This window comes from Candidatus Poriferisodalis sp. (assembly GCF_965214215.1).
Taxonomy (GTDB): domain Bacteria; phylum Actinomycetota; class Acidimicrobiia; order Acidimicrobiales; family Poriferisodalaceae; genus Poriferisodalis.
On sequence record NZ_CBDCBD010000003.1, the window covers coordinates 1,600,667 to 1,627,204 of the forward strand.

The following is a 26,538-nucleotide window of genomic DNA, read 5'->3' on the forward strand; positions in this document are numbered from 1 at the left end:
GACGTTCGTGCGACGATCTTCATGGAACCGAAGCAGTCCGGCGGGAGTCTGAAGGGGCAGGCAGTCTTCGTGGGGGCTCGGAATGGCTGGCACACACATCGCATCGACATGCCGAGCAGTGACGAGCTTGGGCCCGCGTTTCGATGCGGCGCCGATGGGCGCCTCGCTGACAGCTTTGGGCTCGACGGGATTGGGCGCGGTCGGCTTGGGCACAGTCAGCTCGGGCACGGCCGGCTCGGGCGCGATCAGTTCAGGCTTGACACGGACAGGCTTCACGGTGAGTGCCGCTGACGGCGCGCCCTCGGCCGGAGCGATGCCCGCCGACACAGTGGCGCTTCGGTTCGAGGACTTCTACGCGACTCATCGCGACGGGCTGGCGCGGGCGCTGGGGCTGGCGCTGCGAGACGGAGCGCTGGGCGCCGAAGCGGCCGATGAGGCATTCGCCCGGGCGTGCCAGCGCTGGGCACAGGTCAGTGCCTACGCGAATCCGCAGGGCTGGGTGTTCCGCGTCGGCTTGAACTGGGCTCGCTCATGGCTGCGACGGGTCCGGCGTGAGCGGGAACGGCGGACCTTGATGGCCCAGCCGTTCTCCACCGAGGACCGGACGCGCGACCTTGATCTCGAGCGTGCGCTCGGGACGCTGAACGATGTGCATCGGGCGGTGATCGTGGCGCGTTTCTACCTGGATTGGTCTGTCTCGGAGACCGCTGAAGCGCTCGGCATCGCCGAGGGCACGGTGAAGAGCAGGCTCAGCCGGGGGCTGGACCAGCTGCGCGAGGTGCTCGACGCGGCGCCAGCGGGGGAGGAAGCGTCGTGACCGCCGAAGACCGCCTCCGCGATCGCCTCCGCAGCGTGGGAGCGTCGATGCCGCTTGGCACCGGCTCGCTCACCGGCGTGCAGGCTCGCGCCGCCCGGCTGCAGCGGCGGCGCACGGCCGCGCGCGCTGGTGCGGGTGCTTTGGCTTTGGTGGCAGTCGCGGCGGTGGGCCTCACGACCCTTCGAGACGGGGGCATCGACGAATTCTCTGATTCGGTGGCGACCGAGTCCCAAGCTGACGCAGCGACGCCCGCAGGCGATGCGGTCAACGGGCTGCCAGAACCCGTTGATTTCGGTGCGACGGCGGAGAATGACGCCCGTCTTGACGCCGAGATGAGCGAGGAAGAGTTCCTCGACGAACCGGTCGCGGCGGCTGCAGACGAGTTCGTTGATGACTTGTCCGATTCGGCCATGACCGACGATTCCGCCATGTCCGACGAGTCCGGCGAGTCCGACAAGTCTGCAGTGCCCGCCGAGTCCGACATTCTCGGCGCGTCCGACGATGCCGAGCTGCCCGGCGGGTCCGATGCATCCGGCGTCGGTCGGCAAGGCGTGGTCTTCGCGCAGACGGTGTCGGTGGTGAAGCCGCCGGTCGCAGTCCCCGCGGCGGTTATGCGTTACTCGTTCAGCGGGTCGCACGCCCTCGCCCGAACAGCCGACGACTGGTACGCCTACGACGGTGCGGACTGGCAGTCGCTGGGCCTGCCCGACGACATGGAAGTCGTGGCGGTCGATCTGTCCGACACTGGGCGGCTTGCGGTCTTCGGCGTGGTCCGGCCGCTGGAATGCGCGCGGGCTCAGGTGGTGGCGGTGCGCACCGACGAGACATGGAGCTACGTGCGCGTCGATGACGGCACGCCTTCGAGCGTGGGTTGGGAGCTGCTCGAAGCTCGGATTCGGGTCACCGACGCTGGCATCGAACTGGAGCGTGCCGAACGACTGTGGCTAGATGACGAGTGCGAGGCCGCGTCGGACGCTGAGCCGTTGACCGACGAGGCCGCCGACCTGCTCTCCGATCTCGGGCGGTTGGACGAGGTCTGGCGCGACAGCTGGCCGCACGCACCGCTGCAGGGCGGGCTCGCACACCTCTGGCAGGAGGAGGCTCACGCCGATGCGCACGCTGCTGCCGCATCGGGCGCCGGCTTGGTTTGGGCAGACATGAGCCCGCCGAGATATCGGGTCCCCCTGCGGGTGATGACTCCGAGCCGCGCAGCCGACGGCAGCGCTGCTGTTGTCGCCCTGCATGAGACCACCGTCATGGATGTGGCCACGTCGATGCACGTCAGCGACGGCAAGGCGATGCTTCGGCACGGCGAGCAGTCATGGGAGGTGTGTCCCGTTTCAGACGAGGACCTGCACCAGGTGAACGGCGAGGTCGGCCGGGCGGGCGAGCACCTCGCCGTCGTCGTCGGCAAGCCCAACCAGACGCTGTTCGTGATTGAACGCACCGAATAATCTGCTCTTTTGGGTGTGGGTCAGCCCGGTGGCCATTCCCGCACGTGAGAGTGTTCGCGCTGACGCACCCAAAGCGATCCTGGGGCGGCGCGATCTGTTGAGGTCGCGTTTTGTCGTCGGCACTGCGGGTCCTGATGGCTCGGCCTCGCGGTTCTAGTGTGACCCCGATGTCCGACAGTACGAACGAGACGCAAGAATTCCCCGAACTGGGCTTCTACATGCTGCCCGGCGATGCCCAGGACTCGTCCGATGCCGTGGCCGAGGTTCAGGCGGCCGAAGCGATGGGGCTCGGGCGAGCATTCCTCGGAGAGCGCCCCGCTCGCAAGGAGGCGGGCGCCATGTGCGGCGCTGCTGCCGCGGTGACCGATTCCATCGGCATCACGCTGGGAGTGACCAACATCAATACGCGCCACCCGACGATGACTGCGGGCCTCGCGCTGACCGTGCAGAGCCTGGCAGGCGGGCGGTTCACGATGGGTTTCGGGCGTGGCGTTGCCGTGGCGCAGGAGATCATGGGCCTCAAGCCGGTCACCACGGCGCAGCTGGAGGACTTCGCCTTGATGATGCGGCGGCTGTTCCGGGGCGAGATCATCTCGGACTACGACGGTCCGACCGGACGCGTGCCGATCCTGCTGCTCGATCAGGCGCTCGACGAGCATCTGCCGATGGCGCTCGGGGCGATGGGCCCCAAGACGCTGGCGCTCGGCGGTCGCTGCTTCGACGACGTCATCTTGCACCCCTTCTATTCCGATGAGACCGTCGTGCGCTCGGTGGAGGCGGCCAAGGCGGCGGCCGTCGGGGCCGGGCGCGATCCGGGCGAGGTGACGGTGTGGTCGTGCTTCGTCGTGGTGAGCGACGACGTGCCGTACGAATTGCGGCTGCGCAAGACCGTCGGCCGCTTGGCCACCTACCTGCAGTACTACGGCGACGTGCTCGTGCGGGTGAATCGCTGGGACCCAGCTGTGCTGTCGCAGTTCCGTGCCGACTCGGTGGTGTCGCGGTTTCTGGCCCCGATCGACGGCACCTCCACGGTCTCAGAGCTCGAGCACATCGGCACGCTGCTGCCCGACGAATGGATGGCCCCCATGGCAACCGGGACTCCCGCCGAGTGCGCCGCAGCCGTCAAGCGCCAGATCGACCTCGGCTGTGATGCGGTCTTGATGCACGGCGCAACACCAGCCGAACTCGCAGCAGTCGTCGAGGCCTACCGGCAGATTGTCGCGTAGACGCCTCGGCGCTCTGCGACACGATCGCGACGCTCGGACCAGTATCGGCCTGCGGCGTCAGAACTAACGTCGGCGCAGCATCGGGCCGCGGCAGCGGCTGGGAAATGGGGGAAGATATGGCGCACGATGACCTCGCACTGAGGAGTGCGACACAACAAGCCGCAGCCATCGCCGCGGGGGAGCTGTCGAGCCGCGAGCTGACTGCCCACGTCATCGACCGCATTGAGCGGCTCGACGGCGACATCAATGCCGTGGTGACGCGCGATTTTGAGGGCGCGCTCGGGCGCGCCGCAGCCGCGGATGCCGCGCAAGCCCGCGGCGACGCGCTCGATCCCTTGCACGGTGTGCCCTTCACCGCCAAGGACGCCCTCATGACGGCGGGGATCCGTTCCACCGGCGGGGCGCGCGAGCTGACCGACAACGTTCCCGACAGCGATGCAGCCGTGGTCGCTGCCTGCCGTGCGGCGGGGGCGATCGTGATCGGCAAGACGAACTTGCCTCGCTGGTCTGCAGACAACCAATCGTTCAATGACCTGTTCGGCACCACCGCCAACCCGTGGGACCTCTCGAAGGTGCCCGGCGGCTCCTCGGGTGGCGCGGCCGCGGCCGCGGCGATGGGTTTCACCAGCTTCGAGATCGGCACCGATATTGGGGGATCGATCCGCTTCCCGGCCTCATACAACGGCATCTGGGGTCACAAGCCGAGCTTCGGGCTGATCCCGACCACGGGCTATCTGGATCACGTGCGCGGCGGCAGCACCGAGCCGGACATCAACGTCTTCGGTCCGCTCACGAGAAGCTGCGACGACTTGGAGCTGCTGTTCGACGTGCTGCTGCGCCGCGAGGCGCCGTGGGTGCCGCAACTGCCGCCCGCACCCGATGACGTGGGGTCGCTTCGCGTCGCCGCATGGCTCGACGACGAGTACTGCCCCGTCGATGGCGATGTGCTGGGTGTAATGAGTGCGGCTGTGGACGCGCTCGAAGGCAGCGGCGTGCACGTCGATCACGAAGCCAGGCCCGACATCGATCCGCTTCCGGCATGGGAGACCGGCATGCGGTTGGTGCGAGCTGCGATGGCGTTGGCGGGCCGGGGCCAGGGGCCAAGCCATCGCGAGTGGCTCGAGAGCCACATGGCGCGCGAGGAATGCCGCCGCAAGTGGGCGGAGTTCTTCGCCAGCTACGACGCGATCCTCATGCCGGTGAGCTTCCACCAGCCCTTCGACCACATGCAGGAGGGCACGTTCGCAGAGCGTCGCATTCCCGCAAATGGCGTCGAGCGGCCCTACATCGAGATGACGCGCTGGACGATCCTGACTGGCATGTCGTACCTGCCCGCCACGGTGCCGCCGCTGGGCCTGACGCCTCAGGGCTTGCCGGTCGGCTTCCAAGTGGTCGGCCCCTACGGCAGCGACCGCACGACGATGGCGCTCGCACGCCGCATCGGCGAGCTCACCGGCGGCTACCAGCCCCCGCCGCGCGCTGTCGCCTGACCCGCTGCTGTCGCATCGGCGAGTTCACCGGCGGCTACCGCCCGCCGACGATTGCTGTCTGAGCAGCATCAGCGATACGAGCGGGATCAGCTGGGTTCATTGGCGGCGACTGCCCGCCAACGAGCGCACTCTGGGCGGCACCGGCCACCGCATCGATGGCGGCGTGCAGGTTGTCGCCGACCAGAGCGTCCGCCGTGGCTGGCGAGCCGTCTCCCCGCAGGTACAGCAGCACCACCCGGCTGACGGGCGTACCTGCGGCTCGGGCGAGGCACCATGCATACGCGGCGCACTGTCGGCGGTACTGCTGGGCCAGCTCGCTGTCTGCATCGGGCATCGCTCCGAGCGCATCGGTCTTGTAGTCGACCACGACGAGCCCGCCCCCGGCAGGGTCCTCATACATCAGATCGACGAAACCCTCGACGACGGTCGGTGGCGATCCCGTCTCATCGGCATCGTCGAGCGGCGCAGCGACGTACACCTCCTTCCAGTGGCGCGTCTGCGCTGCGTCTCGGACCTCGTCGCTCGCGAGCGCTGAGCGCACGAATGCCTCGATGACGTCTTGGCGGCCGGCGATGCCCTCCGCAACCGCCTGCGCTGCCACAAGCGGTCTGAGCCCGTCGCCGCTTCGGAGGTCGATGGACTGCAGCACGCCGTGTACGGCCTTGCCGGTCGCTGTCGCGCCGCGACCGCGCCTGACCGGGGCGCGGCCGCCGCCGAGTCTGTCGTCGGGCAGGTCCTTGCTCGACGCTTGCACCGCAGCAATGGACGACCCGATGGGGGCGGATTCCGGCTGACCGTTCGCGTCGCGGCCTTTTGGCATGTCAGCCGCTGAGACCGGCGCGTCTGGCGTAGCTGCGCTGGCCGCCGCGCGCGCCATGCTGGTCGCGCTCAGCGTCGGCCGCCATCGTGACGATGCCGCGGCCTTGTCGCGCCGATCCAGCCATTCAGTTCGGTCGGGCCGTTCGGCGTTGGGGGGCCGAGCGCTGTCAGTCCTCAGCGCGGAAGGCTCGGCGTCGGGGTCGCGGCCGGACCGGCAGTCCCACTGTTCGGCCCCAGCAGCGTCGTCGCCCGCGCTCTCGACGAGCGTCATGGCGTCGGCGATGACCTGCGCGTGACTCTGGTTGACCAGCTTTCCCGTCTTCGAAGGCGTATCGCGGTGCAACGAGACGACCAGGTGATCACGCGCCCGCGTGCACGCCACATACAGCAGCCGAATCCGCTCATGGTGCTCGGCGAGGCGTTCAGCATCGAACCAGGCCGCATAGGTCGAAGTCTGCGCGCCCTTCCGCAAGCGCACAGCCGCCGCGCCGCCGTAGCGGTTCGTCGAGGCATCGCCTGGGCGCTCGTCAACGAACGCTGCTCGCGTGGTGGTCGGGCTTGCGCCATTGCCTTGCAGGCCGGCGACGATCACAATGGGGAACTGCAATCCTTTCGACGCATGCACGGTCATCACCCGGACCGAGTCGTCGTCGGACTCGGGCAGCATCGCTTCGGTGACCTTGGCGCGCTCGGCGCTTTGCATCTCGACCCAGCGCAGGAACTTGCGGAGACCTCCGTGCTGGCTCTCCGACCATGCGCGCGCTTGGTCGATCACATAGCGCACGTGCCGCCAGACATCACGTGTGCGCGGCCCGGCGGCAGCCTGCTCGAAGACACGACGCTCGCGGACTAGGCGCTCGAGCAGCACTGAGGGCGCGACCAAGGTGTGGGCGTCGTACAGCGTGCGGAGATGTGCCAAGGCCGACGCGACCCGATGGTGCTCGCCATGGAGCGACGATGCGACCTCAGCGGCGAAGTAGCTCCACGACCCGGCGGCCCGGTAGTAGGCGTAGAGGTCGTCGTCGCCGCAGCCGTACATGGGCGTGCGCAGAGCGCTGACCACTGCGAGAGCGTCGTCGGGGTCGGCTGCGGCCCGGAGACACATCATCAGGTCTCGTACGGTTTGGCTGCGCCACACGAACTCGGAGGCATCGAGGCGGTACGGAACCGACGCTGCCGAGAGGCCGGCTTCGAGCTGTGGCAGGCATGTACGGGTCGGCACCAGGATCGTGATGTCGCCCAGACGCGCCGGCCTGATGTCGTCGAGGTGACGGTCGTGCACTTCCCAGCCGTCGTGAATGATCTCGCAGACGACATCGGCGATGTCTGCGGCTTCGACGGTTCGGATGCCCTCGGCGTTGAGTCCAGACTCCTTCTTGTCGTGAGCATCACGACCCAGCATGGTGACTGCTGGCCCAGTGCTGACATCGGCACGAACAGCTGTCAATGCCGCATAGGGGGCCTGCAAGCGCCGTGCGCTGCTGCCCTCATCGCCGTCGCCCGCACCACCCCCGTCGAAGTCGGACTCGTCGTTGCCTGCAGGGTCGCTGCGGTCGGCGGTCATCAGCGAACCGAATACTGCGTTGACCCAGGCCATGATCGACGCTGTCGACCGGAAGTTGACTCGCAGGCTGGCCGTCTCGCCGATCTCGCGGCCGAATCGCTGTTGTGCGTCGCGGTACAGCTCGATGTCGGCTCGCCTGAAGCGATAGATGGACTGCTTCGGATCGCCGACGAAAAACAGCTGACCGGGCACGGTGTCGAGCTGATCCCACGTCGCGCCGCGATCTGTGGCGCTTGCCGTGTCGGTCGAGAAGCGCTGTTCGTCAGCGGCGATCAGCGCGGCGATCTCGATCTGAATCGGGTCGGTGTCCTGGAATTCGTCGAGCAGCAGGTGGCGATACCGGCGGTGCAGTGATGCGCGCGCCTCGGGCGAGACGCGCAGCAGATCACGCGCCCGCACCAGCAAGTCATGGAATTCCAAGCGTCCAGCGACCCGTCGCTGGTCGGCTGCTTCCAGCGTGAAGCGGGCGATCCGGTCGCACAAGGCCGCTATTGCGTTGTCGGTGGCCTCCGTAGCGGCCGCGGCGCACTTCGCACGCAGCTCTTCGAGTTCCTCGCGCATCGGCGCCCAGTGGTCGCCCCGGAAGACCCCGCCGCCCTTGGGCACGCCGCGGCCGTCGAGGTTGGACTCGTTCAGCACAGCGAATCGCTCGACATCGGTGGCGCCCGCACACAGCCGTGCCAGGTAGTCGTCAAGCTTGCTCAGCAGCAATGTGGCCTTCTCGCTGAATTCCATCGTCGGATGCCGCCATTGCAGTAGCGCCATTCCCTGCTCGATGATGCCGCTTGCATCGATGGGCGTCGCTTGCGGTGCCGCGTCGGCCACCCGGACCCGGTCCCAATTCGCATTGAATGCCGTGCCGATATCACGAAGCGAGCCGAGGTCGGCGCCTGCGGCGTCGACGAGTTCGACAGCCCAGGCGATATCGGGGTCGGACAGCAACGCGTCGATGAAGCGATGCCATCGCTCGTCGAACTCGACGTCGCTCGAAATCTGATCGAGTGCCTCAAAGCGGGGGGGCAGCCCGGCCTCGATGGGGTGCTCGGACAGGATCCGTCGCGCGAATCCGTGCAGCGTGGAGATGGCGGCGCTGTCGAGCCCGTCGAGCACACCGGTCAATTCCGCCCTGCCTTGCCCGCTCGATGTCGATGCGAGGCGTTCGTTGAGCTTGGCGCGGACCCGGTTGCGCAGTTCGGCGGCGGCTTTGTCGGTGAACGTGATGGCGGCGATAGAGCCGATCGCCGCCGCGCTCGGTCCGGTGACGAGTTCGAGCATCCGATCGACCAGCGCAGTGGTCTTGCCGGTTCCGGCGCCGGCTTCGACGAACATGGTGGTGGCGGTCTGCCGGCAGACACGATCGCGATCTGTGAGGTCAGCCTGATGCGATGTCGTTGCGGGTGGCGGCAGGCTCACGACCGCTCCCCGTCTGGCTCGACAAGCTCTGCGAACGCCGCCAGGGCCGGGTCGTCTCGCTTGCGACGCCATGAGCGCTGCACGTCAGCGGTGCCGAGTCCGTCGGGGTCGCAGTATGGGCACACGCAGTACTGGCGCCGGTCGTCTTCAGGCCGAGCGAAGCCGGCGAACACGCCGCTGCGGATGCCGGCCACGATCGCATCGACCACCTCGGCGAAGCGCGCCATCACCGCGCTGTCGATGGGGAGCTCCAGCCAGTCCCAGCGTCCGCGCCCTGACGAGATGAACCAGTACGCGCTCAGCACTGCCCCTGCGCTCGCCATTGGGGATCCGAAGTGCGCGGCTGCGGCGAGTGCATAGACCGGCAACTGCAATTTGGTCCCCCCAACGGTCGGGTCGGCCTTGTCGCGCTTGACGATGGCTTTGTAGCTGTCGGCGCCGCCGGTCTTGTAGTCGACGACGACGAGGCCGCCGTCGGCAGTGCGCTCTACCCGGTCGATGATGCCCCGGAATCCGACTTCGCTGCCGTCGGCAAGGCGATGGGAGACCGCCGGCGCAGCGCCGTCGAAGCCGAAGCGGAACTCCGAGCTCACGATGTCTCCTCGCGAGCGGGTGCTGCGCTGGGCGTCGCGGTCGAGTAGTTCGCCGAGATCGGCGAGCAGGGTCTCGCGATCTCGCTCCCACAGCAGCGGCAGGCCGGTCAGACCGCGCTGTTCGGCATCATCGGCGAGTTCACGTCCCAGGCTGACGAGTTCGTCGCGATCCTCGCCGGTGGGGGGGCGACTCGGCCCCGGCGGCGGTCGACCTGCACCGGCGGCCGGCATCGGCCCCTTCGACGCCCACGCGTCGCGGTTGGCGATGAGCGGCCGGTAGAAGCGATCGATCGCCTCATGCACCAAGCTGCCGCGTTCGAGCGCGCCGATGCGGAGGATCTGCTCGGGCTCGGTGGCGGCACCCACTTCCAGCAGCTGCTCGAACAGGTACTTGCGCGGGCAGGTTGCCCATGTCTCGAGCCGAGTCGGGGACACGACTGCGGCCATAGCGCTGGCGCTGTCGATGACCCCCGAGAGGTTCCCGTCGAAACGGGTGAACGCCGCGCTGCGCCGGGCAGCGGAGAGTTCGATACCGCAGCGGAACGGCGGGTCGTCGTACATCGGGTGCTGCCGCCGGCCCAGCTCGGCGCGGCTCGTGGCAAGCAGGCTCGCCGCGTCGTACTCCCACCCCATGGCAGGGAAAGCGCACGAACGCACGGCACCCAGGAATGACGGCTGCTCGACGATTCCGGGCACCGTGTCGTCGAGCGCAGCGGCCCGAAGGTTCTCCGCGTCGAGGTATCCGTCGGCGAAGCAGTGCCCGGTGACATCGAGGCGACGCGCCGTGTCCGCGAGCCAGCGCGACGGAACATATTCGGCGTTGCGGCGCAGATTCCCTCGCGGCACCAGCAGGGTGCAGCGTTCACGAGTGCCGGCAATCGCAGCGAGCAGAGTCCGGTGGCTCTCCGCTGCGTCGTCGGCGTGCAGCCGCAGCGCGCCGCCCGATGAATGCCGCTCGTCGTCGTTGACGAGACTGTCCGGCTGGGGACGCGGGGGTGCGATGCCTTCGGCCATCCCGACGACGTAGCTCCGGTCGGGGGTGACATCGAGTGCCCCGGCGAGCGGACCGACGTAGACGCCCATGCCCTCGGTTCCGCTGCGGCCGTGCGGCTGGGCGAGTTCGGCTTCCAGTGCTTGGCACATGGTGTCGAAGCTGACTCGCGGCTCGATGGCACCGAGGTCGGACAGCCGTTCGAGCACGCCCTCGACGCGTTCTGCGGCCGTGATCTCCCACTTGGGCCAGTCCTGGGTCCACTGCGCTTGGCCGACGGTGCCGAGGTAGCGATGCAGCGATGCCTGCATCCATCCGCACAGGCTCCGCCAGGTGTGCCGATTGCGGCCGTCCATGAGACGCTCACGCATCTCCGCCATGAACGCCGCGGCGGCGTCGCACTCGTCAGCCTCGTGCTCGAGCCACCTGCAGCGGGCGAGGCTGGGATCGTCGCCGGACCGTTCCAGCGAAGCGCGCTCGCGCAGCTCAGCGCCATGGCGCCCGAGCCGTGAGGGCCAGTCGTCGCCGCTGACGACATGGGCGGCCCGAGCGAGGCGCTCCCATGCGGAATCGGGCACGAAGAAGGGGCGGTCGGCGGCCGTCTCGCTGCGGTGCTCGCCCGCACGGTGCTGGGGCACTTGTGCGCCGGCGAGCAGGTCGAAGACGTCGCGGCGCTCGAGACGGGGCGCTGGGAGACCGCCGTCGGCGAGTGCGGCGAGGCCCAGGGCGAATCGTCCGTAGATCGACTCGGCAAGCGTCCGGGCGGTGTTGCCGTACGTGGCGATGCCGGCGGCGTCGAACTGGTCTTCGAGCGTGCGGCCGTACGGCTCGGTCGTGCCGAAGAACACCGCGATCCTGTCCGGCGGGACGCCTGCGTCGAGGTCGGCGAGCACGTCGCGCACCACCGTGCGGGCTTCAGCGTCGGCATCGGTGACGCTCACGATCCGGTTGCCGCACGACGCGCTCCGCAGCTTGTCGCGGCGCCGTTCGTCGAGAACTGGCGGCTCGATTCGCAGGCGCCGGCAGATGCCCTCCGCCACTGCATCTGCGCTGCGTTCACCCGTCAGCCCCACAAGCAGCTCGACGGCAGCGTCGACCGAAGTGTCGCCGAGCGCACGCAGCAAGCGCGCCTCATGCTGGTTCAGCCGCCGAGGCAGGTACACGCAGATGCGTCCGAGTCCCGGCGGGAGCGCATCGAGCGAGCCGACATGCTCCGCGGCAACGGCCATGAGGTCGAATTCGTCGTACCAGTCGTTGCGCAGCGCCGCCCGCACTCGTCTGCAGACGTCCACCACGCCTGCCGCACGCAGCGACATGTCGGCAATGCCGTCGAGCTGGGCTGCGGATAGGTCGCGCAACTCCATATAGGTGCGGCTGAGGGCACCGGCGGTCCGGTGATGGTCGGCAACGGGACCGAACGGGCCGGGGTCGTCGCGCAGCGCGATGCGCACCGCCGCCGTGACTGCCATGTCGCTCAATGGCCTGCGCCCGCTTCGCTGCAGCGACGGGCCGCCGAGGCGTTCGGCCAACTCAGCGACGGTGAGCGTCTCGAGCGCGGCGATGCCGCCGCCACGACTGCCGAGTTGGCGTCGCAGCGACAGCCCCGTGTAGTTGGACGGCACCACCACCGTCACCGCCGCCAGCGGATCGCCGCATTTGGCGCGGCTCACGAAATCGTCGAGCGCCTCGCGGGCCTCGGCCCCGAATCCGACGCCGACCGCCGCCAGCCCGCCGCCCAACGGCGCACGCGTGCCGTGCGTCTCCCCGATCGCCAAGTCTGAGGTGTCCACGCCGGCCAAGCTAGGCATGGGGTGTGACAGACCCGGAGCGGTTCAGCCGCGTAGCCATTCGGTGAGGGCAGTGACGGCTGTGATTGCCACCACGATCTCGAGTGGAAGCGCTACTGAGATCCGTCGCAGTCGCCGGTCGAGCGATGTGCGGTCTGCCTCGCGCTGTTCGGCCATTTTCAGGGCGAATGCGGCGAACTCGGCGCGGTCTGCTTCGCGTTGTGCGGTGGCTTCGGCGCGGTCTGCGTCGCGTTGTTCGGCCATTTTCAGGGCGAATGCGGCGAACTCTGCGGCGAGGTGCGGTTTGGTGACGAGGTCGGACAGCGGCGCGGGGGCGAGGCAGGACATCATGTACTCGGCGAGCGGCTCGTCGGTTTGCTCACGCAGCCAAGCGTAGAGCCGGGATCGGTCTTCTTCGGACACGGTGGCCTCCTGGAGTGGGCAGCGAACCGTCGGGCACCGTAGAAGACACTGACTCGAGCTCAAAATGATTTTTATTGCATCTAGTTACCTGCCGTGATATTAGCTTGACTACGGGTAGCTGCTTGGCGTTGGCTTCGCGGTTGTCGTCCGTTGAAAGGTCTGGCCCACCCAGGCGAGCAAGTCTGGGACTCGGTCCGCCCGGCCCGCTGCCGGGTGAGCTCCCGCCGCAAGGCAACACCCTCGTAGTTGCTGCGCACCAGCACCGTGACCGGCGCGAACGGGTCGTCGGCCTTGGCGTCGCGCACGACGGCCGCGAGTTCGTCACAGGCTGACTGTCCGTAGCCAACGAGCCGGAACGAGAGCTGCTGCACCTCAGCGAACCTACGTCAGGGGTGTCACACACATGATGTTGGGGTCAGCAGTTCGGGCTTGGGTCATCAGTCGCTTCGACGAGGAACAGGAAGACTCAGGCGACCTGCACTGCGTCGCGGAGTTGGCTCGGAGGCTTCTCGGGAAATGACAGCACGAGGTGTCGGTTCAGCCCGGACGCAACGCGCACGAGCGTGTCGATTCGGTTGCGTGCTCCACCGCCCTCCTCCAGGCGCGAGATCACCGACTGGGTGGTTCCCATGCGCTCTGCCAGCTCGCGCTGGCTCAGGCCTGCTTGCACCCGCAGGTCGTGGATGAGCTGGCCCAAGGCGAGTTCCTGTTCGACGGCGGCACGAGTCGTCGGGGACGGCTCGCCGCGGCCCGCTTTGACATCCTCCCAACGGGATCGGTTAGCCACGGCTCTGCTCCATCACGGTTGTTGACGCGCGCAGTCCGCCGCAGCGCGACGCGCCCGTGCGATCTCGATGTCTGCCACGCGCAGGATAATCGCATTCTTGCGATAATGCCAGCAAAGCAATTGTGTAGTTCCAAGGGTCCAGACGGCTACTGCGTTGAGCCATGCACCCCTGGGATCTGTCCGGCTAGGAATCGCCGAGAAAGACTTCCAGCGCTGCGGATGCCGCTGCCCCGTAGACGGTTTCCAGCGTCGGCAAGAAGGGATCGGAACCGGTCCAGAACGGGAAGCCTCCCAGACGGCGTGCGATGACCGCGTTCGCGACGGGAACCCGCGCGGCACCCACTACGCGTGCCAGGTCGGGCTCGTAAGCACTGCCCCAGAATGCGTCGGGGTCCTCCGGCAGAGGATCGGCGGGGGCAAGTGCGGGGTCCGCATGGTCAGAGACCATGCGGTCTCGCTGCGCTTTGGGCACGCCGCCGTGGAGGAACAGCACTTCGGTGCCGAACACCCCTTGGAGGTGTTGCTGCAATAAGTCGCCCATGGTCACGAATCGGGTGAAGACCAGTGCTCGTTCGTCGCCGGCGAGCACCTCTTCGACCATCTCGGTGAGCCGATTGAGCTTCCCCGAACGTCCGCCGACCGCGGAGTTGTCGCCGAGAAAGTGCGCGGGGTGATTGCAAACCTGCGTGAGCTTGGTCACGACGGCGAGGATGAGGCCGCGCCGGTCGATGCCCTCGGCTTGCTGGAGGGACTCCTCGGCATCGAGCAGCACAGCGCGATACAGCGATGCCTGCTCGGCGGTCAGGGAGCAGTAGGTCTTGCTCTCGAATTTCTCGGGCAGGTCCTCGATGATCGTGCGGTCAGTCTTGACCCGGCGCAGCATGAACGGCGCTGTGGCGCGGCGCAGGCGCTGTACTGCATCGGTGTCGCGCTCCACCTGGATCGGAACGAAGAAGCTGCGCTTGAAGCTTGCAAGCGTCCCGAGAAAGCCTGGATTCAGGAATTCCATGATCGACCAGAGGTCGCCGAGGTGGTTCTCGACCGGCGTGCCGGTGAGCGCGACGCGGTAGTCCGCAATCAAGGAGCGCGCGGCGCGCGCTTGGGCAGTCTGGGGGTTCTTGATCTGCTGTGCCTCATCGAGTGCGACGCCCCGCCATGGCACCTCGCGCGGGAACTCGATGTCGCGCTGCAGCAGGCCATAGCTGGTCACGACGAGGGCGTGATCTTCGGCTCGCGCTCGGAGATGCCTGCGGCTTGGCCGAGCCCCAGCAGCAACGACTCCCGCGTCCCGGCCGCCGACCCGACCGACTGCCTCGCCTCTGGCGCCCATGCTGACGATCCCGACGGCTCGGTCACAGCCGCCGCCGACGCGGGTACCGGCGACACGGTGTCGTCGAGCAGCGGCAGCGCCACGGTCAATGTGTCAGACGACTACCCCCAGGCCGAAAGCAGCACCACCGACGGGCTGCCGTCGCAGGGCACGCGCCCGGGCTCAGGTCGGCGCGAGCGTCTTGAGCCGTACGGCGGCCAGGCGCTTCAGCTGCTGGTTGCGTGGGTCGACTTCGATTCCTGCCGACTCCAGTGCAGTGAGGCCCAGGAGGGGTTCGGCGTCGTTGTCGACGAACACCACCATGCCGAAGACGGTCTCGCCCATGAATTCGAATTCGGCAGCGCCAATGTCGTACGGTTCCCGGCTGCCGTCCGCCAGTTCGTATGTGCGCGAGCTGATCGGCTCGATGCCGATGGCCTCGAGGTAGCGGCGCGGCACCAGCGAATCTATGGCGCCGGTGTCCACCAGGAATTCGGACTGCCAGACGCGGTCGCGTGCTGCTGGGTTCTTGACGGTGACGGTGATATGCGTGGCACCCGCAGGAGGCCTCTTTCTTCGGGCGGGTCGTAGGGACGGCAGCCGACGGCTGCGCCGGTGAGCCTCGCGCACGTCGCGGGTCACGTCACCCTGATTTTCTGGCGGCAGTTCTCGTGGTGTGGAAGTCATGTCCCAATTGTTGCAGTACTGCCGCGTCGGGTGCGCTGCTCCCGCTGACGTGCTCAGGTGCCTGCCAGCCGCTCCACAACCGGCGCCATCGCTTCCACCTCGGGGTCGTGGATCACGATGTAGCTAGCGCCGTAGGCCTCACGATGGTGATGCAGTTGCTCGCAGATGTCGTCGACCGTGCCGGCGAGCACCAGCGGCACCTCGCGTGCCTCCTCAGCCGTCAGCCCGAAACCCGGTGCGAACTCGGCGAGGATGCTGTCTGCGTCGTCAGTCACCAGCGCCATGAACGTATTGAGCTGGATCTCGATGTCGCCGAATCGGTCGCCGGCAGCGTCAGCGATCCACCGGCGCCGCTGGGCGAACTCGGCCGCCACCGAGCTGCGCGCCGCATCGGGGCCCACGGTGCCCGAGCGCAGATTCGGGTTCAGGCTGATGATGTCGGCCAGGCGCGCCGCCTCGCTCAGCACCCGCTTGCCGCCGCCCCCGATGATGACCGGCGGCCCGCCCGGCGCATGGGGCAGCGGCCGCCCCACCATGCCGGAGATCTGGTAGTGCTCGCCGTCGTAATGCAGGGGCTCGCCGCTCCAGAGTCCCTTGATGACCTCCAAGGCCTCGATCATGCGGTCGATGCGCACCCCGGGCCGGTCCAGCGGTATGCCGGCTTGGGTGTAGTCCTCGGTCAGCCAGCCGGCACCGATGCCGAACTCGGTGCGGCCCTCGGCAAGCAGATCCAAAGTGGCGAAATCCTTCGCCAGCACAGCGGGGTGCCGGTAGTCGGCCGCATACACCAGCGTGCCGACTCGCAACGTCGTGGTGATTTCCGCCGCGACCGCCGGGTGCACGATCGGCGACCAGCTGTCCCAGAAATGGTCGTGGCAGAACAACGACGAATAGCCCAGGTCTTCCGCCTTGCGTGCCATCTCGCGGAACGCAGCCGGGCTCTCGGGTTTGCCGTACTGGACACCGAATCTGAACGGATGCACAGCGGCACCCTACGAGGCTGTTCGTCAGTCCGGAAACCTCGCAGCGCGTGTCGGCGGACACCCACGACCATCTCGTGTACACGATGTGATTCACCCTGTCGCGGGGCGACGCCGCTCGTACGCGGAACCAGGCGATTCAACATCGGGCCACCTAGCTTGTCGCCGTGGTGAACGATGGATCCGAGCACAGCACCGCCGCTCAAAGCAACCCTGACGGCGCCGCAATGGGGCCGATGCCGCCGGCGCTGTTTGTCCCAGAACCCGATTGCGTGCGTGCGACCGAGCTGACGCGCGGACCGTGGGCTCACCAGGTGATGCACGGCGGCGCCATCTGCGGCTTGCTGGGCTGGGCGGTCGAGCGCGAGCAGCAACGGCTCGGGATCGATCAGGTGTGCAGCCGGCTGACGACCGAGATCCTCTCGGGGATGCCGATGGCGACCTACGAGGTCACGGCGACCATCGTGAAAGCAGGCAAGCGGACTGCGCTCGTCGACGCCGAAGTGCGGGCCGCGCCGCCCGAGAACGCAGCGCCGGGGAGCGGGCGCGTGGTAGCGCGTGCGACATCGCAGTGGCTGACGCCCACCATCGCGACGCCTGCGGTTGCCGACGGTGGCCGGGCGCTGCCGCCGATTCCGGCTGAGCGGGCCGATCCCGGATCGAACCCCGACATCGACTACCCGCGCCCGGGCTTCAACGCCGACGCTGTTGACTTGCGATTCGTCGGCGGCTCCACCGAAGAGCCGGGTCCGGGTCGAACGTGGCTGCGTCTCGATCATCGGTTGATGGCCGGTGAGACGCCGTCGCCATTCGTCCGGATTGCGACCTTGGCCGACCTCGGCGCAGCCATCGGATGGGACTTCTCGCCGTCTGGAGGGGCCTACATCAACACCGACGTGACGCTGCAGCTCCTGCGCGCTCCGCTGGGGGAGTGGTTCTACTTCGACGCGGAGACCGTCGGCACGGTGCATGGCCTGGCCGGCACCCACACGGCCATCTGCGACCAGCACGGGCAGCTCGGCTGGGTGCTGCAGAGCCAACTTGAGGCGCCGGCCGAGATCGGCTTCCCTGGCGGCATGGCAGCCGCCCGCGCCGCCGATCACTAGTTGGGACGTGCCGGCTTGTCGCCGGTCAGCCGGCGACGTGTCTGATGATCGCCGGTCAGCCGGCGACTTCGGCCAGCAGGTCGTCGATGACGTGGGCCATCTGGCTGTAGTCGGGCCGCTTCATCACGAACGCATCGGCGCCGAGGTCGTAGGCACGTGCCCGGTCCTCAGCGGCCTCGTCGGTGGTGAGAGCAACCATCATCACCTTGTCGAACTCGTCGGACTCGCGCACCTCCGCGAGCAGGTCGAAGCCGCTGACGACAGGCAGTTTCAGGTCGAACAGCACGAGATCGATCTCGGAGGGGCCAATTGAGCGCATGAATGCGAGGGCATTCGCGCCGTCATGGGCGACGCGGACCTGGTTCCGGGTGCCTGCCTCGGCGAGCGCCATCGTGATCACGTCGACGTCGTGCTGGTTCTCCTCGGCTAGCAGCACGTGCACGGTGTCGTCTGGGGCATGCACGACGGGCGGCTCGAACGTTGCTGCCCGATCGACGGTCTGCGTCTCGGCCGAGACGTGCTCAACGGGCACCCCGAAGCGACGCTGCAGCCGGTGCGGCAGGTCGAGGTGCAGCCACCGGCTGGCCCCCGCCGGCAGTGTGCTCAACACGATGAGATCGGGGCTCAGCCGGTCGATCGCCAGGTTGACCGCCACGACGGGATGTGCCGGCCCCACCTCGCCGGTGACCTGGGCGCCGATGTCGTCGAGTGCCTCGAACGCCTGGCTGAGCCGCCGCCGGGCGCCTGCGAGGGCGCGCGCGGGGTCGGGCCCGTTGGCACCCGTGGCGGGCACCACGATGTGGAACCGCGTTTCGGGGTCCACCGCCAAAATGTGCTCCACCCGCTCATGCAGATGACTGCCCACGAGGGTCTGGTTGGCCACGATCAACACGTGTCGCATAGGTGTGCCTCCTGCGGCGTCACCGGTGTGGAATGAACCTACTTCCCGTCGGACTCCCGGAAGTAACGCTCGGCACCCCGGCGGGTCTGCGCCGGCTGATTCAGCGAGCCTCCCCGGTTCGGTCAACTGCCGAGCGGGTGCCCCCTTGGCTTCAGTCGCCTGCGGCCTCCCGTATCGCACCGTCGGCAATGAGGCTGTCGATCTCGTGGTCGGGCACGCCCGCGGCAGCCAGCACTTCACGGGTGCTCTCGCCCAGTTTCGGCGACGGTCCGCGTGGGCCGACGGTGGCGTTTGCGAACCGCATCGGAATGCCCACGCTGCGGTATTCGCCGATGTCGGGGCTGTCGAGCGTGGGGAACAGGCCCAGCGCCTCGGCCTGGGGATCGTCGGCTACTTCGTGCAATCCCAGCACCGGTCCCCAGATGATCCCCTCGGCATCGAAGATCTCTCCCCACTCGTCACGAGTCCGGTGTGCCAGCGCCTCGTCAATGCCGGCCACGATCTCGGGCATGTGGGCGAACCGGCCGCGGATGTCGCCGAATCGCTCGTCGTCGAGCCAGTCGAGCCGTTCGATCACTCGGCACAGCAACGGCCAGGCGCTGTCTTGGGGCATGTTGAACACCACCCACTTGCCGTCGCCGCAGGGGTAGCGGTTGGCGGTAGGGATGATCATGTTCTCGCGGGCACGCTGTCGCAGCGGCGCCCGGTCCATGGCGGTGATGGCGTAATCGGAGGCCTGGGTCCACACCGCCGTCTCATACAGCGATGTCTCCACCACTTGGGCCTCGCCGGTGCGCTCGGCCAGCCGAAGCGCTGCGAGCACCGCGCCCACGAGTGCGAGGCCGGTGGTGTGGTCGCCCTGGGCGGGGCGGGCCATCGGCACTGCGCCGTCGGGGCCTTCCCGCATGGCGTCGTAGATGCCCGAGCGACCGAAGAACGCGGTTACGTCGTAGCCCGGCCGCCACGCCTCAGGACCGGTGGTGCCATAGCCCGTCAGCGTGGCGTGGACGATTCGCGGGTTGACCGCCGTCACCGTCGCTGGATCGAGCCCGAATCGCTCCTGGCGGTGCACGAGCAGGTTGCACATGAACACGTCGGCGTCGGCGATCAGCCGGTGGACCACTGCCTGGCCCTGTGACGAGGCCAGGTCGACGGCGATCGAGCGCTTGCCGCGGTTGTCCACGTCAAACTGGAAGTCGTAGTCCTTGATCTCGGGCGGCAGCTTGGCCGGGCGGCTGAACCCGCGGGCCGGGTCGCCCTCGAGCGGCTCCACCTTGATGACGTCCGCGCCGAGGTCGGCCAGGATCGCCCCCGCCGACGGCGTGGCCATCCAGCTGTCCACCTCGATCACCTTCACATCGTCCAGCGGTGCTGCCACGTGCCCTCCAAGCCATCGTTGCGCCATTCGGGGTGCCGGACCCTGGCGGGCCGTCGGCGTCCGGCGCACCAGCCTGTCATTGCACGTCGAGCACTGCTGAGACGCGCCGATGCCGCAGCCGCGAAGACGGCAGGGATCTCCGTGAGCATGCACCATTACCCTGCCCGGCCATGGAACTTGCAGGCAAGGTCGCTGTCGTCACCGGCGGCGCAAGCGGAATCGGGGAAGCGCTCGCTGAGCGCTTCAAGGCTGAAGGCGCACGAGCGCTGGTGGTGGTGGATCGCGACGGGGATGGCGCCCAGGCGGTCGCCGATCGGGTGGGCGGCACGGCCGTCGGGCTCGATGTCACCGACGAGGAGGCCATCAAGGCGGTCGTGGCCGACACGGTGGCAGCGCACGGCGCGCTCGACGTGTTCGTGTCCAACGCCGGCTACGTGACCCAAGGCGGTCTCGAAGTCGCAAACGACGAGATCCAGCGCATGTGGGAAGTACACGTCATGTCCCACGTGTACGCAGCCCGGGCGGCGGTGCCCGTCATGGTCGAGCGCGGCGGCGGCTACCTGCTGAACACTGCCTCGGCGGCGGGCCTGCTGACCCAGCTCGGATCGCTGCAGTACGCGGTTACCAAAGCCGCAGCGGTGTCGCTGGGGGAGTTCCTGTCGATCACCTACGGCGACAAGGGCATCGTGGTGTCGATGCTGTGCCCGCAAGCCGTGGAGACCAACATTTTGTCCAACAGCCCCGACCGCACCGGCAACGGCAACCAGGAACGCGGCACTCCCGGGGCCGCAGCAGGCGACGGCGTCCTGCAGCCCTCGCAGTTGGCCGACACCGTCATCGAGGCAATGGCTGAAGAGCGCTTCTTGGTGCTGCCCCACCCCGAAGTGCAGACCTACCGCGAACGCAAGGCATCCGACATAGACCGCTGGCTCTCGGGCATGCGCCGCTTCCAGGCGCGCTTGTTCGCCGACTCCGACATCACCCCAGCCGACTGGCTGCTCAGCTGACGCTCTTGCGTGGCGCTGCGGGCGTGTGCCGAGGCGGTGTACGCGTTCGGCAGTCGGCGTGCAGCAGCATCGCTGGGTCAGCTCTCCAGCAGGTCGAGGTCGTCATAGCGGCCATGAAGCGCTTGTCCATGTGACAGGGGCGAGAGCCGATTCCAAACAGGTCTGGCGATCTGTTCGATCATGGTCCGCTCAGCCTCGCTGATCGCGGCCTGGACCGTGGAGGCAGCGATTGGGCCGGGATTGTCGATGCCGAAGCGCCAAGCGTGGAACCCGACCAATTGGATCATGGCACTGCAGCTAGCGCTTCTGCGTTTCTCTGCGCTTATGTTTTCTTGTTTGCTTATGTTTTCTTGTTTGTTTCTGCGTTCGTATTTTCCCCCGGACCCGAGGTGCTCTGGCGCAGGTGCGGATCGGATGCGGATTGGAATCAGTGCCGAATTGCTCCTCAGGCCTATGAGGCGGGGCTGGTAGCGCGGCGGGCCACCAGGCGAGCTTCGTGGCGCTGGCCGAACCAGCCCTCTTCGAAGCTGATCGGTTCGAGCCCGTGGCACAGGCCAGGCAACTCGCCTCGCTTGACGAGGAACGGGCGCCCAGGCCGGGTGTTGTACAGCAAGTTGTCGACCGTGGCGATCAGCACCAGTGCGATGCCACCCGGCACAAGCAGGCCGCCCAGAGCGCCGAGCAGCGGCCGGTGCAGGAAGTTGGTGCATACCACGGCGTGCCAGCCGCCGCCGTCTTCAGCTCCGCTGTTCCTGCTTTCGTCTCCGCCGCCGAGGCCATCTTCGTTCCCGCCGCTTTCGCGGCTGCCGCCGCTGAGTGCTGCGAGGGTCGGCAGCGGTTCGGCTTCTAGATCGGCCTGCACGGTCCGCAGGTGCAGGCTGCGCTCTCCGGCGGCGGCGCGGGCGATCTCGAGGGCCCGCTCGGAGACATCGACGAGCGTGGTGTCGATGCCTTGGGATGCCAGCCAGAGCGCAGTGCCCCCGGTGCCGCCGGCGAGATCCGCCGCTGTCGGGCAGTCGGCCAGATGTTCCACGCAGCCGGTGACGAACTCCGACGGCAGCCCAGGCTCGTCCCAATCGGCGTACTTCGCGTCCCAGCGGTCGGCGGCGCTCACGAGTCGTAGGACCGCACTGCTCGCGCCCGGCGGCTGCGTGCGTAGGCGGCCACGAGCAGCAGCGCCGCGTAGAGGAAGAACTCGGATTTCAGGAAGCCGATCCAGCCGCCTTGGGTCACCCACCCAGGCCGATCCACGAGCCACACCGGCAACAGCACCAGCACCGTGGCGGCAGGCACGGTGGTGATGAGCCGGCTGCCGCCGATGGCGGTGCTGCCAAAGGCGATCGTGAGGGCGAACAGCTTGATCGACAGCTCCTCGGGATATAGCGACTGATCGTTGAAGTTCACCGGCACCAGCATGAGAGCGCCTGCAAGGCCGGCGAGTCCGCTGCTGAGGCTCACCCCGGCCAAGCGCAGTCGATACACCGAGACGCCGAACGTCGCAGCCGCGGTCGGGTCGTCGCGGGTGGCGACCAGCGCCCGCCCGATCGGTCCGCTCAGCAGGCCGCGCAGCAGCCAGAAGGCGACCGCCACCCACACCGCCACCACCCAGAACTCCCAGATGTGCTCGTCGTTGGGGGCAATGCCCGTCCACGCAGGCGGAACGAACTCGCCGTCGAGGGTGACCGGCAGCGGACCGTCGAGCTGGCGCAGCACGATGGGAAACGCCACCGCAGCAGACAGGGTCAGCAGCGCCAGGTAGGCCTTCGGCAAGCGCAGCGCGGGAATGCCAAGCAGCGCGCCGACCGCGCAGCCCGCAGCAAAGCCAGCCAGGGGCATCAGCATCGGCGGCAAGCCGAAGTCGTTGACTGCATGCAGCGCTGCGTAGGCACCGACGCCCGTCAGTGCTCCATGGCCGACCGACAGCAGCCCCATTCGGTGCGTCAGCAACCAGAGCCCTGCGAAGACAAGACAGAACGCTGCGAGCTGCGTGAAGTCGGTGACAAACGTCGACGACGCTCGCAGGGGAACGAGCACGGCGAACGCCGCGATCACGACCAGCGCGAGGGCGCCTGCCATCGCGGGCTGCCGTGGCGAAGCGCCGAGCGTCGAAGCATTCGTGGAGACCGCTGCGGGTTCATGCGATTGCGACAGCTCCCTCGGCTGCGCACGAAGCGGGGTGCTGCCCGCGCTCTCTGCGGCGCGAACCGCCGTCGTTGGCCCAGAAGGTTCCGAAACGACGACCTCCGCCTTTGCAGCACCATCAGACTCTTCACGTCCGAAGTCGATGAGCGGTTCAGCCGGCTCTGGGGGAACCGGTGCCGGGCCGAGTCCCGGTATCGGGCTGCTCGAATCGTCGGTGCGCTCAGGTGCGTCGAACTCGAGTGGTGCCAAACGAAACACTGACGGTTCAGAGCCTGACGCCGTCGGATCTGCAGCGTCGGTCACGACCGGTGACTCCCGTCAGCTCCCTTGCGGAACGCCAGCCCACGCGAGCCGGCCAGCCGTGGTGCCGGCCGATCATTCGCTGAGCCTCCGCGAGCGGCTTTGCGTGGCAGCAGGCCGGACGGGCGCACCGACAGCACCACGATGAGCACCGCCAGCGCCCACACCAGCGTGACCTGGCTGTCGATGAAGCCCACGTAGCCCGACATCATCGTTTCGGCAAAGGCAAACAGGTAGCCCCCGGCCAGCGCCAGCGCCGGGCTGCGCAGGCCGCCGAGGGTGGCGGCTGCGAGGCCGAAGACCAGGAGGCGTTCCATCATGTCGGGGCGGACGTTGAATTCGCCTGCGATGAGGCCGCCGGCCAGCCCGCCCAAGGCGGCTGCTACGGCCCATCCGCCCATCACCACCCACTCGACTCTGATGCCCACGAGCGCCGAGCTGTCGCGATTGGAGGTGATCGCCCGGAACGCGAGGCCCACCCTGGTCGTTCGCTGAATCAGCGCGAGCACCCCGATGGCGGCCAGCATGGCGAGCGTCAGCCCGATGGTGTCGAACCACAGCCGGGCGCCCCCGATGATGAACCGGTCGGTGTGCTCTTGGGGGAACGGCGAACCGAGGAACCTCTGGCGACCCCCGAAATGCTTGACGACGAACGCGCCGATGAGCAGGTACAGCCCGAGCGTCGCCCCGATGGTCGGCACCGGGTCGCCGCCCATGGGCCGGATGACCGTGTACTCCAGCAGCGCTCCCACGACGGCGGACACGGCCACAGCTCCGGCGACCGCAGCCCAGATCGGCCACGGCGTCGCGAACGGTGTCAGCCAGCCGGAGAACGCAACCGAGGGGTCTGCGCCTGCCGCGAACACCACCGCGATGTAGGCGGACAGCATCGCCATCTGGCCCTGCGCGAGGTTCAGCACCCCCGTCGAGCGGAACACCATCGAGATCGCCACCGCCAGCGCCGCATACGCGGAACCATTGGCGAACGAGTCAAAGATCCGCTGCAGGAACAGGGTCACGGCCGCAGATTGTGTCACGGGCCGCCGCGTTGACCCCACCAGGCGTCACGGTGCGAAGATGAGGCCGTGCCGAACGGATCAGATGGCCCTTCCATTGACATTCGCTACCTCGCCGATGTCGTGCTGACCTGCGACGAGGACTTCGCGATGATCGAGCGCGGGGCGGTGGACGTGCGAGCGGACGGACGCATCGCGTGGGTGGGCGCTGCCGCCGACGCATCGACCACCGATGCCCCGGTGATCCACCTGGGCGGCCTGCTGATGCCGGGCTTGATCAACACCCATGCGCATACGCCGATGACGCTGGTGCGCGGCGCGGGCGACGGGTTGCCGCTGATGGCGTGGCTCGAAGAGGTGATGTGGCCCCGCGAGGGTCGCCTGCGTCCCGAAGACGTGTGGTGGGGCATGACGCTGGGCTCGGTGGAGATGCTGCGCTCGGGAGTGACGACCACGTGCGAGATGTACGCCTTCGAACACGAGGTGATCGACGCGGGACGTGAGGCGGGCATCCGGCAGGTCATGTGTCCGGGGGTGCTGTCGGTGGCGCACACTGATGGTTCGGGAAGCGTCGCCGATCGCGTCACCGACATCGCTGCCGTGCACGACGGGGTGAACGACCCGTCGGGCCTTGTCACGATCGGATTCGCGCCGCACTCCGCGTACGACCTTGGCGTGGACGCCTGCGCGGAAATAGCGGCCGCAGCCCGTGAGCGCGACGCCCTGCTGCACGTCCATGTGGCAGAGACCGCCGATGAAGGCGATGCGCTGGCCGCTGAGCACGGCGGTGCGAGCGTGCCCCGATTGCTGGCCGATGCGGGCGTGTTCGACGGGCGCGTGCTTGCAGCGCACAGCGTCTGGCTCGACGATGCCGACTTAGGCATCTACGCCTCGGCTGGTGTCGCGGTCGCTCACTGCCCGGTCAGCAACATGAAGCTCGGCTCAGGCGTCGCGCGGGTGCCTGAGATGATCGACAGGGGCATCACCGTGTCGCTTGCCACCGACGGTCCGGCTTCCAACGACGACTTGGACCTGTGGGAGGAGATCAAGATCGCATCGCTGCTGGCACGGGTCACTGCGCTGGATCCCACCGTGATGAGTGCACGGCAAGTGATTTCGATGGCCACTCACGACGGCGCAGAGGCGTTGGGCCTGCACACCGGTGTGCTCGAGCCTGGCCGCTGGGCCGACATGATTCGGCTCGACCTTGACGACCCGGCGTTCGTGCCGGTGACCTCGCCCAGCGAACTTGTCGCCCACGTGGCGTGGGCAGGCGGCAGCCGCCACGTCACCGATGTGTGGGTAGGCGGCGAGCGAGTGGTGGCAGATCGGGTGTGCCTCACCGTCGACGAGGCACGGGCTCGCTACGAGGTCCAGCATCGAGCGCAGCGTCTGGCACGGGAGTCGGGGACATGAGCAACGCAAACGAACACGGCGACGCGGCCGCGACCGCCGAGCGGGCCCCGGTGGGGATCATCGCCGGGACCGGCTTCTATGAGCTGCCCGGCCTAAGCGAGGCCGAGCACCACGAGGTGCACACCGACTGGGGCGACGCCTCGGCGATGACTGGCCGCTGGCACGGTCGGCGGATCGTGTTCGTGCCTCGTCACGGCGGCGACCACTCGATCCCACCGTCGGCCATTAACTACCGGGCAAACATCGCCGCGATGCGCGACCTGGGCGCAACGGCGATCCTGGCGGTGTACGTGGTCGGCTCGATGGTGCCTGAACGCCCCACCGGTTCGTTCCTGCTGCTCGACGACTACCTGGAGTTCACGACCGGTCGGGCGGCGACCTTCTTCGATCAGCCGGGCCACGTGGTGCACACCGACATGTCCACGCCGTATGACCCGTCGCTGCGCGCAGCGTTGGCCGCAGCAGCACAGGCTGAGGGCATCGACGTGGGGCCCACCGCCACCTATGTCTGCACGAACGGCCCCCGCTTCGAGACGCCTGCGGAGATCCGCATGTACGCGCAGATGGGCGGCAGCGTCGTCGGCATGACCGGCTACCCCGAGGTTGCCCTGGCACGAGAGGCTGCCATTCCCTATGCGGGTGTAGCTGTGGTGGCGAACATGGCGGCAGGGATGTTCGACGGCGAGATCTCTCACGAAGACGTCTCGGCCGCGCTCGAGGCCACCAAGGACCCGCTGTTCGCTCTGCTCGGCCGCGCCGTCGCCACGATCTGAGGGCAGCCGGACGGCAGTGCGGCGGCGCGGCAGCGGCCCGTCGAAAAAATCCACGCGGACCGGCTGCCCGTCAGGTGCGATGCTGCCATCCCCGACCCGCAGACCGGCGAGAAATAGAGTCCGACATGATGCCTGCACCGAAGCATTCTGTTTCGCTGC

The 26,538-nt window shown here is 68.0% G+C and carries 22 protein-coding genes; 8 read left to right on the forward strand and 14 right to left on the reverse strand.

What is annotated here, in order from left to right; translation table 11 throughout:
* Window positions 1-118 precede the first annotated feature (118 nt).
* The 4 genes from ACOOF5_RS09640 to ACOOF5_RS09655 all read left to right on the forward strand — a co-directional run bounded on the left by ACOOF5_RS09640 (window position 119) and on the right by ACOOF5_RS09655 (window position 4,987).
* Entirely contained in the window at window positions 119-817 is a 699-nt protein-coding gene (locus ACOOF5_RS09640; protein WP_420438559.1) for an RNA polymerase sigma factor, read from the forward strand.
* Window positions 814-2,271: a hypothetical protein gene (locus tag ACOOF5_RS09645; RefSeq protein WP_420438561.1), complete on the forward strand. Its 1,458-nt coding sequence runs from the start codon at window positions 814-816 to the stop codon at window positions 2,269-2,271. The genes ACOOF5_RS09640 and ACOOF5_RS09645 overlap by 4 nt, the downstream gene beginning before the upstream one ends.
* Before the next feature lie 167 nt (window positions 2,272-2,438).
* The gene (locus tag ACOOF5_RS09650; protein WP_420438563.1) at window positions 2,439-3,497 is read left to right on the forward strand and encodes a TIGR03857 family LLM class F420-dependent oxidoreductase; all 1,059 of its coding nucleotides are present in this window, start codon (window positions 2,439-2,441) and stop codon (window positions 3,495-3,497) included.
* A gap of 116 nt (window positions 3,498-3,613) precedes the next feature.
* Window positions 3,614-4,987, forward strand: coding sequence for an amidase family protein (locus ACOOF5_RS09655; RefSeq protein WP_420438565.1), 1,374 nt, complete (start codon window positions 3,614-3,616; stop codon window positions 4,985-4,987).
* Window positions 4,988-5,021: 34 nt separating this feature from the next.
* Here the strand turns inward: ACOOF5_RS09655 and ACOOF5_RS09660 are convergent, their stop codons facing one another.
* The 8 genes from ACOOF5_RS09660 to ACOOF5_RS09695 form a co-directional block, all read right to left on the reverse strand.
* Window positions 5,022-8,783: a UvrD-helicase domain-containing protein gene (locus ACOOF5_RS09660; protein ID WP_420438567.1), complete on the reverse strand. Its 3,762-nt coding sequence runs from the start codon at window positions 8,781-8,783 to the stop codon at window positions 5,022-5,024.
* Window positions 8,780-12,157 carry a PD-(D/E)XK nuclease family protein gene (locus ACOOF5_RS09665; protein ID WP_420438569.1) on the reverse strand — a complete coding sequence of 1,126 codons (3,378 nt, stop codon included), beginning with the start codon at window positions 12,155-12,157 and terminating at the stop codon, window positions 8,780-8,782. Before ACOOF5_RS09665 ends, ACOOF5_RS09660 begins: the two co-directional genes overlap by 4 nt.
* Window positions 12,158-12,199: 42 nt before the next feature.
* The gene (locus ACOOF5_RS09670; RefSeq protein WP_420438571.1) at window positions 12,200-12,577 is read right to left on the reverse strand and encodes a hypothetical protein; all 378 of its coding nucleotides are present in this window, start codon (window positions 12,575-12,577) and stop codon (window positions 12,200-12,202) included.
* A 466-nt stretch (window positions 12,578-13,043) separates the two neighbouring features.
* Complete coding sequence (locus ACOOF5_RS09675; protein WP_420438573.1) at window positions 13,044-13,364, reverse strand: helix-turn-helix domain-containing protein; 321 nt, start codon at window positions 13,362-13,364, stop codon at window positions 13,044-13,046.
* Window positions 13,365-13,548: 184 nt separating this feature from the next.
* A complete protein-coding gene (locus ACOOF5_RS09680; RefSeq protein WP_420438575.1) occupies window positions 13,549-14,574 on the reverse strand; it encodes a DEAD/DEAH box helicase in 1,026 nt (341 codons plus the stop codon).
* On the reverse strand, window positions 14,571-14,777 hold the full coding sequence (locus tag ACOOF5_RS09685; protein WP_420438577.1) for a hypothetical protein: 207 nt from the start codon (window positions 14,775-14,777) through the stop codon (window positions 14,571-14,573). Before ACOOF5_RS09685 ends, ACOOF5_RS09680 begins: the two co-directional genes overlap by 4 nt.
* 79 nt (window positions 14,778-14,856) lie before the next feature.
* Window positions 14,857-15,360, reverse strand: a complete 504-nt coding sequence (locus ACOOF5_RS09690) for a clan AA aspartic protease (RefSeq protein ID WP_420438579.1) — start codon at window positions 15,358-15,360, stop codon at window positions 14,857-14,859.
* Between the two features lie 53 nt (window positions 15,361-15,413).
* Complete coding sequence (locus ACOOF5_RS09695) at window positions 15,414-16,343, reverse strand: TIGR03621 family F420-dependent LLM class oxidoreductase (RefSeq protein ID WP_420438581.1); 930 nt, start codon at window positions 16,341-16,343, stop codon at window positions 15,414-15,416.
* 164 nt (window positions 16,344-16,507) lie between these two features.
* Between ACOOF5_RS09695 and ACOOF5_RS09700 the strand changes: the two genes are divergently transcribed.
* Window positions 16,508-17,446: a thioesterase family protein gene (locus tag ACOOF5_RS09700; protein WP_420438583.1), complete on the forward strand. Its 939-nt coding sequence runs from the start codon at window positions 16,508-16,510 to the stop codon at window positions 17,444-17,446.
* Window positions 17,447-17,501: 55 nt separating this feature from the next.
* Here ACOOF5_RS09700 and ACOOF5_RS09705 read toward each other — a convergent pair whose 3' ends face one another.
* Together ACOOF5_RS09705 and ACOOF5_RS09710 are read right to left on the reverse strand one after the other, a co-directional pair.
* On the reverse strand, window positions 17,502-18,347 hold the full coding sequence (locus ACOOF5_RS09705; protein WP_420438585.1) for a response regulator: 846 nt from the start codon (window positions 18,345-18,347) through the stop codon (window positions 17,502-17,504).
* 151 nt (window positions 18,348-18,498) lie between these two features.
* On the reverse strand, window positions 18,499-19,725 hold the full coding sequence (locus tag ACOOF5_RS09710; RefSeq protein ID WP_420438587.1) for a CaiB/BaiF CoA transferase family protein: 1,227 nt from the start codon (window positions 19,723-19,725) through the stop codon (window positions 18,499-18,501).
* A 170-nt stretch (window positions 19,726-19,895) separates the two neighbouring features.
* Here ACOOF5_RS09710 and ACOOF5_RS09715 point away from each other — a divergent pair, with 170 nt between their 5' ends.
* Window positions 19,896-20,732: an SDR family oxidoreductase gene (locus tag ACOOF5_RS09715; protein ID WP_420438589.1), complete on the forward strand. Its 837-nt coding sequence runs from the start codon at window positions 19,896-19,898 to the stop codon at window positions 20,730-20,732.
* Window positions 20,733-20,809: 77 nt separating this feature from the next.
* Here the strand turns inward: ACOOF5_RS09715 and ACOOF5_RS09720 are convergent, their stop codons facing one another.
* From ACOOF5_RS09720 to ACOOF5_RS09735, 4 genes are all read right to left on the reverse strand, one after another.
* Window positions 20,810-21,019: a hypothetical protein gene (locus ACOOF5_RS09720; RefSeq protein ID WP_420438591.1), complete on the reverse strand. Its 210-nt coding sequence runs from the start codon at window positions 21,017-21,019 to the stop codon at window positions 20,810-20,812.
* A gap of 164 nt (window positions 21,020-21,183) precedes the next feature.
* Entirely contained in the window at window positions 21,184-21,846 is a 663-nt protein-coding gene (locus ACOOF5_RS09725) for a class I SAM-dependent methyltransferase (protein WP_420438593.1), read from the reverse strand.
* Window positions 21,843-22,808, reverse strand: coding sequence for a branched-chain amino acid ABC transporter permease (locus ACOOF5_RS09730; RefSeq protein ID WP_420438595.1), 966 nt, complete (start codon window positions 22,806-22,808; stop codon window positions 21,843-21,845). The genes ACOOF5_RS09725 and ACOOF5_RS09730 overlap by 4 nt, the downstream gene beginning before the upstream one ends.
* Window positions 22,809-23,173: 365 nt before the next feature.
* The gene (locus tag ACOOF5_RS09735) at window positions 23,174-24,211 is read right to left on the reverse strand and encodes a branched-chain amino acid ABC transporter permease (RefSeq protein WP_420438597.1); all 1,038 of its coding nucleotides are present in this window, start codon (window positions 24,209-24,211) and stop codon (window positions 23,174-23,176) included.
* A 48-nt stretch (window positions 24,212-24,259) separates the two neighbouring features.
* On the opposite strand from ACOOF5_RS09735, the gene ACOOF5_RS09740 reads away from it, so the two are divergent.
* Both ACOOF5_RS09740 and ACOOF5_RS09745 read left to right on the forward strand, forming a co-directional pair.
* Entirely contained in the window at window positions 24,260-25,606 is a 1,347-nt protein-coding gene (locus tag ACOOF5_RS09740; protein WP_420438599.1) for an amidohydrolase family protein, read from the forward strand.
* Window positions 25,603-26,379, forward strand: a complete 777-nt coding sequence (locus ACOOF5_RS09745) for an S-methyl-5'-thioinosine phosphorylase (protein ID WP_420438601.1) — start codon at window positions 25,603-25,605, stop codon at window positions 26,377-26,379. Before ACOOF5_RS09740 ends, ACOOF5_RS09745 begins: the two co-directional genes overlap by 4 nt.
* The last annotated feature ends 159 nt before the right edge of the window (window positions 26,380-26,538 follow it).

Bases quoted from the DNA above. Each gene is read 5' to 3' on its own strand.
- ACOOF5_RS09715 (WP_420438589.1), top strand. From the start codon at position 19,896: ATGGAACTTGCAGGCAAGGTCGCTGTCGTCACCGGCGGCGCAAGCGGA.
- ACOOF5_RS09655 (WP_420438565.1), top strand. From the start codon at position 3,614: ATGGCGCACGATGACCTCGCACTGAGGAGTGCGACACAACAAGCCGCA.
- ACOOF5_RS09745 (WP_420438601.1), top strand. From the start codon at position 25,603: ATGAGCAACGCAAACGAACACGGCGACGCGGCCGCGACCGCCGAGCGG.
- ACOOF5_RS09730 (WP_420438595.1), bottom strand. From the start codon at position 22,808: ATGGCAGGCGCCCTCGCGCTGGTCGTGATCGCGGCGTTCGCCGTGCTC.
- ACOOF5_RS09650 (WP_420438563.1), top strand. From the start codon at position 2,439: ATGTCCGACAGTACGAACGAGACGCAAGAATTCCCCGAACTGGGCTTC.
- ACOOF5_RS09705 (WP_420438585.1), bottom strand. From the start codon at position 18,347: ATGCGACACGTGTTGATCGTGGCCAACCAGACCCTCGTGGGCAGTCAT.
- ACOOF5_RS09690 (WP_420438579.1), bottom strand. From the start codon at position 15,360: ATGACTTCCACACCACGAGAACTGCCGCCAGAAAATCAGGGTGACGTG.
- ACOOF5_RS09720 (WP_420438591.1), bottom strand. From the start codon at position 21,019: ATGATCCAATTGGTCGGGTTCCACGCTTGGCGCTTCGGCATCGACAAT.